This window comes from Clostridium sp. UBA871 (genome assembly GCF_002295255.1).
Taxonomy (GTDB): Bacteria; Bacillota; Clostridia; order Clostridiales; family Clostridiaceae; genus Clostridium_J; species Clostridium_J sulfidigenes.
The window spans coordinates 909,565-921,551 of record NZ_DBFV01000011.1; the positions used below are offsets into that span (position 1 = coordinate 909,565).

Sequence of the window (11,987 nt, forward strand, 5' to 3'; positions counted from 1 at the left end):
AGTTGGTTGCGTAAAATATATGTGATACACCCGATCTTAAGTATATTATATAGGTAAACATAAATAAGTATAAAGTAGGCATTTTTCTGAAATCCCTAAATTAGGATAAATGGAGATTTAAGAAGTAACCTATGTATCTATAAAATAAAAATAAGTAATTTTAAAAATAAAAGGGAAATACCTATGAAGGTGATAGTTGTTCCAATCAAGTGGAATAACTATCACTTTTTAATAATATAGGATATTACTTGTTAGTAAATTATATAGAAGGAAAAAGAGCATTTAATGAAGAAATAATGAATGTACATTTAAGATATTATAATTCTGTAAATGGTAAAGATCATAATGGGTTTAGACCTATATACACTCAAGGAGAAGAAACAGCTGCAATGAGAGATGCTTCGTATAAGGTTATGAATAATTATTATGCTACTAAAAGTAAAAGTAGTTCAAACTTCAGTTATAAAGAGAGTGCTATTCAAGGAGGAATTTCAGGAGCAATAGATGAAATAGGTGGATGGGCAGCTGTTTTTTTTATAAAAGGAAAAAAGGTTTGGAAGGATCTAGATTATTTAACAATGGGTAAATATGTTACTAAATATAGCAAAGGAGCCAAAGTAGCAATGAAAGGGTTAGGTATTGTAGGTTCGGTTGAAATGACGGCATGGAATGCAAAAGGTAGTTTTGATAAAGGTGAAACATTTGGTGGAGTAGTTGATATAGTAGCTGGAGCTGTTGGAATTCTTGTATGAGTTGGAATAGGAGCATTAACAGTAGGAGCAGTAGGATTTGGATTAAGCATTGGCGTAGATATTTTAATTGATAAAGCTTCATATAAAATAAAAGAATATTTCTAAGGGGGTGATTTGTATAAAAGATAAGGTGAAGTATGTTGGAATAATGGGAGTTTTTTTTGGCATTGTCATGAATAGAATTTTAACTGCTAGATATGGAAATAGTGGAAGTATTATACTTGCTTCAGTAGCTTTGACATTAGTAGTAATATCAATGATAATAATAATGAAAAAGTTTTTAGAAGCACTAATACTATTACCTATTGTATTACCAGGCATAATTATGTTTATAGGTATATTTATTGATAATCTATATGTAGGTGGAGTGGGACTTATATCATTAATGATTGCATTACCTATAATGATTAAAGTTACACCTAAATTGAAAGATAAATATCGTTCTTAAAAGTATTATAATTATAAATATTAGTACTTTAAAAAATTTATAATATACTATAAATCAAAAATTTTAGATTAATTAATAAATATCCTATAGAATAACTTGACTAATAAGCTAATTCTATAGGATATTTTAGTTTCTAAAGATAAGAGAATATTATTAAAAAAAGCTTACCTTATAGCCATAACACTATAGGACGAACTAAATCTAAAATATTAAACCTAGATAATAGCAAAACATTTAATACAGAGTATGAATACAAAGCTGGTTATGCAGGTTCAACGACTTCAATGGTATCATCAATAAAAAATGGCAATAGCGAAATAAAATATACCTATGATGACTTAGGAAGAATTGAAACAGTAAATAATAGTAAAGTAATAAAGTATTATTATGATAGTTTAGGACAGGTTGTAAGAGAATATAATGGAGAACTTAATAAAACTCTATCTTATACCTATGATCAAAGTGGAAACATTCTTAAGGTTACAGAATATGTACTAACAAGTAACACAACACTAGGAGCAGCAACTAAAGCTGTAGATTATAGCTATGGTGATAGTAATTGGAAGGGTCAGTTAACCTCTTACAATGGAAAAGCCATAACCAATGATGCAATAGGAAATCTATTAATCTATGATGGCTATACCTTTAAATGGGAAGGTGGAAGAACATTATACTCTATAACAGGAAATAGTAAAAACATTAGTTATAAGTATAATAGCGATGGAATAAGAGCAGAAAAAACAGTAAATAAATGTTGAAACTCCTTTTCATATACATTCAAATGAGTAAGTTCCACTAGCTAAATCAGAGATTTAGAGTGTCACTTAAGTACACACTAGAAGGAAGTAATGTAGTATATGAAGAAATAACTAATGGAAGTAATGTAGATTAACAGAGTTCTTAGCTTGTGTGAGAATGGTTTTCTCTCACAGAAGGTTAGAAATCGTTATCTAGGGGTACTAGCCATGAGATAAAATTTTATATAACTATGGAGATAAAGGCCTTGTAGGATTCGTACTAAAGGATACTGAAGAATATTTCTACATTAGGAATGCTCAGAGTGGTATTATAGGCATAATAAACTCTATTGGAAAACAAGTTGTTTCTTATACTTACGATACTTGGGGTAAATTAATATCTGTGGATTAAAAAGGAAACTCCTTTTCATATACATTCAAATGAGTAAGTTCCACTAACCAAATTAAAATTTGGAGTGTCACTTAAAGCCTTAGGAGAAAAGAATCCTTATAGATATAGAGGATATAGATATGATACAGAGACTGGATATTACTACTTGCAATCAAGATATTATAATCCTGAGTGGGGGAGATTCTTGAATGCGGATGGAGTAGTATCTACAGGACAAGGTATGTTATCTCATAATATGTTTGCATATTGTGTTAATAATCCCGTAATTTTTAAAGATCCATTAGGGTTGGCGCATTGTATGTCAAATGAATATGGCGGTGGAGGCGGTTTTGGTGCCGCTGCTATTGACGGTAGTGGAGCGTTGGCAGCTACTGTAAAAGGAGCATGGTATGGCACTGTTGGAACAATAGGAGCCATTTGGAAAATTATAACTTTTTCTAGTAACAACAGTAAAAATGATAATTCTAAGGCTAAAAGAAATAATAACAAATCTAATTTACCTAATCAAGGAAAGGTGTTTGAAAATGTAAAAGGGGCACCGCCTGTAGATGCTGGTAATCAAGGTAAGAATGTAATAAACCATCTGAACAATAAATTTCTTGAATCAGAAGGGAAAAATAAATCACTATGGCCTGAAGGAGAAAATGGAGTAGACTTAACACAGGAAGGATGGTTAAAAGGTGAGCCGAAATTAAAGAATTCTAATGTAAGGGTATGGGATACAGGAAGGCCAATAGGAGCAAATGGAGAAACAAAAGTTAATGTTAAATATGCACCTAGTAAAGATACAATACACGGTTATCCGGTTAAATAGAAATGGAGTGATTAAATGGATATTATAGAAATAGTTAAAAGTCTATATAGGAGCTCAGCTGGATCTTATTTATTGCTTAAATATGTCAATAGAGGGTATTGGATTGATAAGTTGCAGGAATATTTTCCAAATAAATACATTGATAATCTTACGGAGTTTAATTATGATAAGTGCTTTTCTATGTATATTAATTTATCAGATAACAAAGGAAGTATAGGTACTGAAGAATTTGATAATTATATCTTAGAAAATGAAAACTTATATATACTTAGTATAAAAATTTCTGTATTAGCACCGTATTGTATATTTAAATATGTAAGATACTATGTTGATGAAGAAATAAAATGTGAAAATAGTTCTATACCTTATTGTGAAGAGCATATGGAGTTTAATAAAATAATAAATAATTTTATTTCAGATTATCACCTTATTCTTTTGGATGATAATACACTAATGAGAGAAGTTTCGGATATATGTCTTGAACTAAGAGAACCTCCAGTAAGTGTGTATAATTGTCTTTTTCAAGATTGTTATTCATATTATCCTTATTCAATAAACAAAGTAGAGTAAAACTATATATTTAATTTAAGAAAATTAGCTTAATGATTGCCTATAAGATATTCTTTTAGTTAATATTTTATAGGTAATCTTCTATAGAAGCTTGTGTTTATATAACTCAATTTAAAATAATAGGTGTAAATTGATGGATATGATATTATGGTTAAATGAATGGTATAAAGATAATTGTGATGGTGATTGGGAGCACTACTATGGAGTAGAGATATGTACTCTAGATAACCCGGGATGGAAAGTAGATATAGACTTTGTAGACACTTATTTAGAAGATGTAGAATTTAATAGAGTTCAAATATATATTGATGATTTAAATTGGATCCATTGTAGTGTTGCAGATGGAGTATTTAAAGGAAGAGGTAGTATAGATAAGTTAGAGGAGATATTAAAAATATTTAGAGTATGGGCTACTGAAAATAAAAAATATCATTAATAAAGTAGTGTAAATATATAAGAACAAAAGTGCTAAGAGTAAGTTAGAAAAGTAATATTATAACGTCGGCAGACTAGAATATCTGTTGGCGTTTTTTATCTTTTTAAAACTACTAGTATTTTTAAAGATATTTTGATTATGAATAGAATTATAAAAATAAAATAATTATACAAGATATTGAATGTTAAAAAATTATATAGAAGGAAAAAGAGCATTTCATGAAGAAAAAATCAATGTACAATCAAGATATTATAATCATGAGTTGGGAAGATTCTTGGATGTTGATGCTTTGATATCTACAGGATAAGGAATGTTATCAAGTAACATGTTTATATGTTGTTACAATAATGTTATAAATATGAAAGATTCAAACGATTTTAGACCGGGTCCAATATGTGGAGATGATGACTATGATTTTGAAGGATATAATCGTAATGCAAGAGATAGAGCTCGTGCAAAAAATACAATGAGACCATCTGATGCGAAGAAAAAGGAAAAACGAGATATAGATAGTGCATTAGGGAAAAGAGGCTCGAAGGAGCGGGAACAGAAATCACGAGAGTTGCATAATAGTAAGAAGAAAAATGGTGATGCCAATTATAATAATAAGGCTTATGACGATTTAGTTAATGGAAATTTTCACAAATTTTATATAAGTCCTGTAGAGAAAATTGTACTTGTAGGCGTAGGTATAGCAATAATAGGTGGGACTATAGTTGAAGATGTAGCTACTGGTGGGTTAGGCATTGCAAATGATGGAATTACAATAACTGCTGGAGGAGCTTTAATTATAAGAGCATTTGGAGGATATTGATGTTTAAAGAGGAGGTGCTGACAATTGAATTTTGAAGAAAATTTCGATATGGGCGAGAAATATTACATTAATGGAGAGTACGAGAAGGCAATAGAATATTTTGAGAACTGCTATAAAATAAATAAGTCTAACGATTGTTTAAATTATATCGGATGCTGTTATTTAGGAATCAAAGATTATTATGCAGCCATTAAAATATTTAACTCAATAATAGAAGATTGTCCTAATTCAGAGAGACCAGTTTTTAATTTAGGTAGAGCCTACATGAAGTTAGGTGAGCTTGATACTGCATTAGATAACTTTAAAAAAGCAATTACTATAAATCCATATAGTGAAGATGGTTATTATTACTTAGGAGTATATCATCAACAGGTTGGTGAATTAGAAATGGCAAAGATGTATTATAAAAAGTCGTTAGAAATAGACAATGAGCAGTCAGAAACTTATTTAAATTTAGGTATATGTTGCTTTGAGTTAAAATTATATGAAGAAGCATTAGAATCGTTTAGCCATTCATACAAATATGACAGAGAGTGTGTAGAAGCTATACAGAATAAAGCCTTAGTATATATTGAAATGAATGACTATGAAAGAGCACTAAAAGAACTATATGCTTTTAGTATTTTACAACCTGACGATATTGATAATGCACTAGATATTGCTCATTGTTATTATAAAATACTTGACTTTAAGAATTCCTATGTATGGTGTAAGAAGGCATTGATTATTGATTCAGATAATACATTTGCAAATAAACTTCTTAAAATTTTAAGTTTAAAGTTGAGAGAGTAAAATAAAACTATTAATTTATAAAATAGAGGTATTAATTATGAAAAACTTACTGAAGAATATTTTATGATTAGTTTCATATTTAATATGTATTATTTCATATTAATATTAGTTTTATTACTCAACTCATAATAATAAAAGTGCATTGAACGATAATTTATAAGTGAAAAAGTATCTTAAAATGCAAATTGAATATCAGAATAAATATTCTAGGGCACTATCCTAGGAAATTATAACTTAGGTAGTGAAAATTTGATACAATAGCTTATTAAAGTTAATGAAAAACGTGGACATGTTCTGATACTTGTTGACGTTTTTTTATGTAAATTAAAGTAAAAGTTAATTATATTGTATTGAATGGTATAATAGGAAAACTAGCTGATGGAGATAAATATGATTATATATCAGAAGGAAACAAGGTAGCTTATGAAGAAATAACTAATGGAAGTAATGTAGATTAACAGAGTTCTTAGCTTGTGTGAGAATGGTTTTCTCTCACAGAAGGTTAGAACTCGTTATCTAGGGGCGTAGTAGCACTTAGTGATACTAGTCATCAGATAAAATTTTATATAACTATGGAGATAAAGGTCTTGTAGGCTTCGTGCTAAATGATACTGAAGAATATTTCTACATTAGGAATGCTCAAAGTGATATTATAGGAATAATAAACTCTATTGGAAAACAAGTTGTTTCTTATACTTATGATACTTGGGGTAAATTAATATCTGTGGATTAAAAAGGAAACTCCTTTTCATATTCATTCAAATGAGTAAGTTCCACTAACCAAATTAAAATTTGGAGTGTCACTTAAAGCCTTAGGAGAAAAGAATCCTTATAGATATAGAGGATATAGATACGATACAGAGACTGGATATTACTACTTACAATCAAGATATTATAATCCTGAGTGGGGAAGATTCTTGAATGCTGATGGTTTAGTATCTACAGGACAAGGTATGTTATCACATAATATGTTTGCATATTGTGCTAATAATCCCGTAATTTTTAAAGATCCATTAGGTTTTGCGCATTGTATGTCAAATGAATATGGTGGTGGATGCGGTTTTGGTGCCGCTGCTATGGTTGGTAGTGGAGCGTTGGCAGACACTGTAAAAGGAGCATGGTATGGCACTGTTGGAACAATAGGAATTGTTTGGGAAATTATAACTTTTTCTAGTAACAACAGTAAAAATGATAATTCTAAGGCTAAAAGAAATACTAATACATCGAATTTAACTAATCAAGGAAAGGTAATTGGAAATATAAAAGGGGCACCGCCTGTAGATGCTGGCAAACAAGGTAAACATGTAATAGGACACCATCAAATAAGCAAAGCCTATCAGAAAGGTAAAAATAAATCACTATGGTCTGAAGGAGAAAATGGAGTAGATTTAACACAGGTTAAAAGGGAGAGTTACAAAGAATCCTGATGTAAGGGTATGGGACACAGGAAGGCCAATTGGAGCAAATGGAGAAACAAAAGTTAATGTTAAATATGCACCTAGCAAAGGTACAATACACGGTTATCCGGTTAAATAGAAATGGAGTGATTAAATGGATATTGTAGAAATCGTTAAAAGTTTATATAGAAATCCAGCTGGATCTTCTTTGTTGCTCAAATATGTTGATAGAGATTATTGGATTGATAAGTTGAAAGAATATTTTCCAAATAAATATATTGATAATCTTACGGAGTTTAATTATGATAAGTGTTTTTCTATGTATATTAATTTATTAGATAACAAAGGAAGTATAGGTACTAAAGAATTTGATGAGTATATTATAGAAAATAAAAACTTATATATACTTATTATAGAAATTTCTGTGTTAGCTCCTTATTGTGTATTTAAATATTTAAGATACTATGTGGATGAAGAAATAAAATGTGAAACTAGTGCTATGCCTTATTGTGAAGAACATATGGAGTTTCATAAGATAATAAATGATTTTATTTCAGATTATAACCTTATTCTCCTTGATGATAATACACTAATGAGAGAAGTGCCTAATATATCTCTTGAATTAAAAGAACCTCCAGTAAGTGTATATAATTGTCTTTTTGAAAATAGTTATTGTTATTATCCTTATTTAATAGAAGGACAAGATTAAACTTTATATTTAATTAAAGATAATTAGCTTAATAATTACCTATAAAATATTCCTTTAGTTAATATTTTACAGGTAATCTTCTATATAAGCTTGTGTTTATATAACTCAATTTAAAATAAGAGGTGTAAATAAGATGGATATGATAGCATGGTTAAGTGAATGGTACAAAAGCAATTGTGATGGTGATTGGGAACACTATTATGGAATAAAAATAGATACACTTGATAATCCAGGATGGAAAGTAGATATAGACTTGGTAGATACTTATTTAGAAGATGTAGAATTTAATAAAGTTCAAATATATATTGATGATTTAAATTGGATCCATTGTAGTGTTGCAGATGGAGTATTTAAAGGCGGAGGTAGTATAGATAAGTTAGAGGAAATACTAAAAATATTTAGGCAATGGGCAACTGAAAATAAAAAATATCATTAATAAAGTAGTATAAATATATAAGATCAAAAGTGCTAAGAGTAAGTTAGAAAAGTAATACTATAACGTCGACAGACTAGAATATCTGTTGACGTTTTTATCTTTTTAAAACTACTAGTATTTTTAAAGATATTTTAATTATGAATAAAATTATAAAAATAAAATAATTATACAAGATATTGAATGTTAAAAAATTATATAGAAGGAAAAAGAGCATTTAATGAAGAAATGAAACTTAAGTATGGGGAAGTAGGCCTTGGAAAGGGATACAATGGGAGAGCAGATAACACTACACGTTAAGAAGGATACCTTCATTAATCTCAGCCTTTAGGTGGACTATTCCTGGCAATGCATTGGCACCATAATATATAATAAAAGGAGGATATTATATGAAGTATTTTACTTTAGAATTATTAGATAAATCTAATAGCATGATAGAGTCAGAACGTGAAATTGCTGACAGACTTTGGATGGGAAATCTTGAAACGTATTGGAATAATTTTAAAAAATATGAGGATAGATTACCTTATAGTTTTGTAAAAGAATACAGTACGCATGCTTTCCATGACTATAATATAGAATCCATAAATTTTTATAAAGATGAAGGAAAAAGAAAGGATGCTTTTAATGTTGAATTGATAATTAGATATGATGACATTAGATACTTAATAAAATATATTAATGTTACTAAATATAATATAGATTTAAGTATTAAAAACAACATCAAAAATAATGTCTTGTTATATAGTGAAATAACTCCAATAGATGATGCTATAATTAGTCATGAAATATTAATGTCAAATAGAAATAGTGTATACATGGAGTTTAAGAAAATTATGTTTAAGAAGATAAGTTAAAATAAATTTTTGTTCAAAATGTAATTAAGTAAACCTTAAATGTACCTTAGAAGGAAATGATGTGTTTTATGGGGAATTAACCAATAGAGTTAAGTATATTATCGAGTTGAAACTTTTACTAAAGGGGAAGTGAAAAATAGTATGATAAATATCTTTATGAATATTATTATTTTCTGTATAAGTATATATTTAAATTGGAAATGGGTTATATCTTTTCAAAGAGCATTTAAACCATTTGATGATAGTTTAGAAAAGAAGAAAAGAAAAGATGAACTTAAAAAGGGAATAAAATATTTGATTTTAACAATTATATATTCTTTCATAGGCTTACATTACTTGAATAACATAAGATGACATAAAGTTAAAGTGAGAATTTGTAACTTAACATTATTAAATAAGGGGTGGTCAATATAAATCAAGATGTATATAAAATTATAATTAATATATCATATATAATTTTACTATTATTTTTGCTATTACTTGGATATATAGCATTTAAAGAATCCTCTAAAAGTGCAAAACAAGAAGGTAAGCAGCTTGGGCATAAATTCTTTATGAATTATTATAAATTTTTAGGGATTGTTACTATGATTTTTAGTATTTCTTATATAGGCAAATTAATATTTGAAATATTTGATTATATGTCACAATAATACGCTTAAATTTTAAAACAATTATATTAGGATAAAAGTGTATAGTAGAAGATCAATTGTGCAAAAGTAAAGAAAACTATGAATGAGACTATGTTACTATATACATATAAAACTAGTATAATATTTAGCTATAAAACTATTTAACTATTTGTTGTGTTCATGCGGATTTAAGAGGTTTGCCCATTAGAATAGTATTAAGGTAACAATAAAATAATAATTAAAAACCAAAGAAAATAGAGTATAATTAGTATGGAATTTAATTTTTTTATGTATGGGGGATAATTTAATGGATGCAGTAAATCAAGTTTTAGTTCTATCCATTATGATGGTTATAGGAATATATGCTAGAAAGAAAGGCTTTATAGATGATAGAGTAGAGAAGGGATTAAGTGCAATATTAATAAATATAACTTTACCATTAATGATAATAAATAGTTTTTGCTTAGAATTTGATAAAGCTATTATGGGAAATGCTATAAAGATATTTTTCTATTCCATAGTTATACATTTGGTGTTACTTATTTTATCAAGATATATTTATATTAAGGCTAGTGATAGAAAAAAACCACTACTTATATTTACAACATCCTTTTCTAACTGTGGATTTATGGGCTATCCAGTATTAAACAGCATTTTTGGAGAAATAGGAGTGTTTTATGCTTCAATTTTTACTATGGTATTCACTGCTTTAGTGTGGACCATAGGGGTATCTTTATTTACAGGGAAAATATCTATGAAGGAAGCTAGTAAAAGCATTTTAAAGAATCCATCCATATGGGCTGTAATTATAGGAATTATAATATTTGTAGGTCAAATTAAACTACCCTTTGCCATTAACTCAACAGTAAAAAGTGTAGGAAATATGACAACTCCAATATCTATGATAATCATTGGCTCTATGCTTTGTGGTTCTAACATAAAAGAAATGATAGGAGATTTTAGTTTATACTATTTATCTATAGTTAGACTAATTTTAGTTCCTATAGCAACATATTTTACTATGAATATGTTTAATATAGATTCAATGTTGGTAGCTATATGCACTTTACTTATGGCTATGCCAGGAGCGGTGGTAGGACCTGTAATTGCATTATCTACTGGTGGAGATGGTAAGTATGGCTCACAGTGTGTATTTATAACTACACTTTTATCCGTAATAACTATTCCACTATTTATATATTTAGTAAGATAATTAATTAAATAGGTAATAGGTTTTAATGATTTGGCTATTTTAAATAAGTATAGAAGGGAATGTAAATTATATATGTTTGATTTAGATGATTGCATTGCATTTATAACAAATAAAAGTGCAAAGAAATTAGCTGACGAATTTAATAGAAGATTACAAGAGAATGGTACAACTAGAGTACAATGGATAGCTTTATTTTATATAGGTAAAGCAGGAGAAATTTCTCAAAAAGAACTTTCGGATTATATGGATATTAAAGAGTCTTCAATGGTAAGACTTATAGATAGAATGGAAAAGGAAGAGTTAGTGGAGAGAAGAAAGGGTTCAGAAGATAGAAGAATAACAAAGATAATATTAACTGATAAAGGTAAGTTTTTAAAAGAAGAACTTATGCCTAGAGGACAAGCGTTCCAAGATGATGTATTAAAGGGAATATCGAAAGAAAATTTAGAGATTTTTAAAGAAGTTTTGCAAAGGATGACAGATAATATATGTTAGCTATTGACAATACCACCCCATGGTGGTATTTTTATATCATAAATACTTGTAGTGCTAACTATTGCACTAGCAACTATTAAATGATATGGGGGTATAGATATGAAAAAAGATGTAAGAGAAATGTTAAATGACTTTATGAACGGACTGGGTGAATTAGGCGAAACTAATGGAGAGAATGTTAACGCTTTCATGGGACTGTTAGGTAAGACTTATGAAGAGGGTGCATTAGATACTAAAACAAAGGAATTAATTAGTGTTGGAATTGCTGCATATAACAGATGTGAATATTGTATAGTTTTCCACGTTTACAAAGCTTTAGAAGCAGGAGCAACTAGAGCTGAAATAATGGAAGCTGCTATGGTATCTGTTGCCTTTGGTGGAGGTCCTAGTATGGCATATTCTGTAACTTTATTAAAAGATGCCGTTGATGAATTTGAAAAAGATTTTAACTAAATAAGATTTTAAATTTAAGACCT

18 protein-coding genes are annotated in these 11,987 nt (G+C 28.5%); all 18 read left to right on the forward strand.

Translation table 11 applies throughout. The features are described 5' to 3' along the window. Positions 1 to 296: 296 nt before the first annotated feature. The 18 genes from B3086_RS17355 to B3086_RS17440 all read left to right on the forward strand — a co-directional run bounded on the left by B3086_RS17355 (position 297) and on the right by B3086_RS17440 (position 11,964). Complete coding sequence (locus tag B3086_RS17355) at positions 297 to 752, forward strand: hypothetical protein (protein WP_346894015.1); 456 nt, start codon at positions 297 to 299, stop codon at positions 750 to 752. Between the two features lie 172 nt (positions 753 to 924). After that, positions 925 to 1,200, forward strand: a complete 276-nt coding sequence (locus B3086_RS17360; RefSeq protein WP_346894017.1) for a hypothetical protein — start codon at positions 925 to 927, stop codon at positions 1,198 to 1,200. Positions 1,201 to 1,484: 284 nt separating this feature from the next. Further along, complete coding sequence (locus B3086_RS17365) at positions 1,485 to 1,958, forward strand: hypothetical protein (RefSeq protein WP_346894019.1); 474 nt, start codon at positions 1,485 to 1,487, stop codon at positions 1,956 to 1,958. Positions 1,959 to 2,413: 455 nt separating this feature from the next. Then, a complete protein-coding gene (locus tag B3086_RS17370; protein ID WP_346894021.1) occupies positions 2,414 to 3,163 on the forward strand; it encodes an RHS repeat-associated core domain-containing protein in 750 nt (249 codons plus the stop codon). Between the two features lie 15 nt (positions 3,164 to 3,178). After that, positions 3,179 to 3,733: a hypothetical protein gene (locus B3086_RS17375; protein ID WP_346894023.1), complete on the forward strand. Its 555-nt coding sequence runs from the start codon at positions 3,179 to 3,181 to the stop codon at positions 3,731 to 3,733. A 133-nt stretch (positions 3,734 to 3,866) separates the two neighbouring features. Then, entirely contained in the window at positions 3,867 to 4,169 is a 303-nt protein-coding gene (locus B3086_RS17380) for an immunity 53 family protein (protein ID WP_346894025.1), read from the forward strand. 181 nt (positions 4,170 to 4,350) lie between these two features. Beyond that, positions 4,351 to 4,476, forward strand: coding sequence for a hypothetical protein (locus B3086_RS17385; protein ID WP_346894026.1), 126 nt, complete (start codon positions 4,351 to 4,353; stop codon positions 4,474 to 4,476). Positions 4,477 to 4,527: 51 nt separating this feature from the next. Continuing rightward, positions 4,528 to 4,983: a hypothetical protein gene (locus B3086_RS17390; RefSeq protein WP_346894027.1), complete on the forward strand. Its 456-nt coding sequence runs from the start codon at positions 4,528 to 4,530 to the stop codon at positions 4,981 to 4,983. Between the two features lie 24 nt (positions 4,984 to 5,007). Further along, positions 5,008 to 5,775 (forward strand): tetratricopeptide repeat protein, encoded by a 768-nt coding sequence (locus B3086_RS17395; protein ID WP_346894028.1) that lies wholly within the window; start codon positions 5,008 to 5,010, stop codon positions 5,773 to 5,775. 598 nt (positions 5,776 to 6,373) lie between these two features. Further along, a complete protein-coding gene (locus B3086_RS17400) occupies positions 6,374 to 6,508 on the forward strand; it encodes a hypothetical protein (protein WP_346894029.1) in 135 nt (44 codons plus the stop codon). 64 nt (positions 6,509 to 6,572) lie between these two features. Continuing rightward, on the forward strand, positions 6,573 to 7,202 hold the full coding sequence (locus B3086_RS17405; protein ID WP_346894030.1) for an RHS repeat-associated core domain-containing protein: 630 nt from the start codon (positions 6,573 to 6,575) through the stop codon (positions 7,200 to 7,202). 124 nt (positions 7,203 to 7,326) lie between these two features. Then, positions 7,327 to 7,881, forward strand: a complete 555-nt coding sequence (locus B3086_RS17410) for a hypothetical protein (protein WP_346894031.1) — start codon at positions 7,327 to 7,329, stop codon at positions 7,879 to 7,881. 133 nt (positions 7,882 to 8,014) lie between these two features. Next, positions 8,015 to 8,317 (forward strand): immunity 53 family protein, encoded by a 303-nt coding sequence (locus B3086_RS17415; RefSeq protein WP_346880152.1) that lies wholly within the window; start codon positions 8,015 to 8,017, stop codon positions 8,315 to 8,317. Positions 8,318 to 8,703: 386 nt separating this feature from the next. Next, positions 8,704 to 9,171, forward strand: coding sequence for a hypothetical protein (locus tag B3086_RS17420; RefSeq protein WP_346894032.1), 468 nt, complete (start codon positions 8,704 to 8,706; stop codon positions 9,169 to 9,171). Between the two features lie 156 nt (positions 9,172 to 9,327). Further along, on the forward strand, positions 9,328 to 9,525 hold the full coding sequence (locus tag B3086_RS17425; RefSeq protein WP_346894033.1) for a hypothetical protein: 198 nt from the start codon (positions 9,328 to 9,330) through the stop codon (positions 9,523 to 9,525). 585 nt (positions 9,526 to 10,110) lie between these two features. Continuing rightward, positions 10,111 to 11,016 (forward strand): AEC family transporter, encoded by a 906-nt coding sequence (locus B3086_RS17430; protein WP_346894034.1) that lies wholly within the window; start codon positions 10,111 to 10,113, stop codon positions 11,014 to 11,016. Between the two features lie 72 nt (positions 11,017 to 11,088). After that, positions 11,089 to 11,511, forward strand: coding sequence for a MarR family transcriptional regulator (locus B3086_RS17435; RefSeq protein ID WP_346876414.1), 423 nt, complete (start codon positions 11,089 to 11,091; stop codon positions 11,509 to 11,511). A gap of 99 nt (positions 11,512 to 11,610) precedes the next feature. After that, positions 11,611 to 11,964: a carboxymuconolactone decarboxylase family protein gene (locus B3086_RS17440; RefSeq protein ID WP_035134524.1), complete on the forward strand. Its 354-nt coding sequence runs from the start codon at positions 11,611 to 11,613 to the stop codon at positions 11,962 to 11,964. Positions 11,965 to 11,987: the final 23 nt, after the last annotated feature.

Bases quoted from the DNA above. Each gene is read 5' to 3' on its own strand.
- B3086_RS17430 (WP_346894034.1), top strand. From the start codon at position 10,111: ATGGATGCAGTAAATCAAGTTTTAGTTCTATCCATTATGATGGTTATA.
- B3086_RS17410 (WP_346894031.1), top strand. From the start codon at position 7,327: ATGGATATTGTAGAAATCGTTAAAAGTTTATATAGAAATCCAGCTGGA.
- B3086_RS17365 (WP_346894019.1), top strand. From the start codon at position 1,485: ATGGTATCATCAATAAAAAATGGCAATAGCGAAATAAAATATACCTAT.
- B3086_RS17375 (WP_346894023.1), top strand. From the start codon at position 3,179: ATGGATATTATAGAAATAGTTAAAAGTCTATATAGGAGCTCAGCTGGA.
- B3086_RS17420 (WP_346894032.1), top strand. From the start codon at position 8,704: ATGAAGTATTTTACTTTAGAATTATTAGATAAATCTAATAGCATGATA.
- B3086_RS17360 (WP_346894017.1), top strand. From the start codon at position 925: ATGAATAGAATTTTAACTGCTAGATATGGAAATAGTGGAAGTATTATA.
- B3086_RS17440 (WP_035134524.1), top strand. From the start codon at position 11,611: ATGAAAAAAGATGTAAGAGAAATGTTAAATGACTTTATGAACGGACTG.
- B3086_RS17435 (WP_346876414.1), top strand. From the start codon at position 11,089: ATGTTTGATTTAGATGATTGCATTGCATTTATAACAAATAAAAGTGCA.
- B3086_RS17355 (WP_346894015.1), top strand. From the start codon at position 297: ATGAATGTACATTTAAGATATTATAATTCTGTAAATGGTAAAGATCAT.
- B3086_RS17390 (WP_346894027.1), top strand. From the start codon at position 4,528: ATGAAAGATTCAAACGATTTTAGACCGGGTCCAATATGTGGAGATGAT.
- B3086_RS17425 (WP_346894033.1), top strand. From the start codon at position 9,328: ATGAATATTATTATTTTCTGTATAAGTATATATTTAAATTGGAAATGG.
- B3086_RS17415 (WP_346880152.1), top strand. From the start codon at position 8,015: ATGGATATGATAGCATGGTTAAGTGAATGGTACAAAAGCAATTGTGAT.
- B3086_RS17380 (WP_346894025.1), top strand. From the start codon at position 3,867: ATGGATATGATATTATGGTTAAATGAATGGTATAAAGATAATTGTGAT.
- B3086_RS17385 (WP_346894026.1), top strand. From the start codon at position 4,351: ATGTTAAAAAATTATATAGAAGGAAAAAGAGCATTTCATGAAGAAAAA.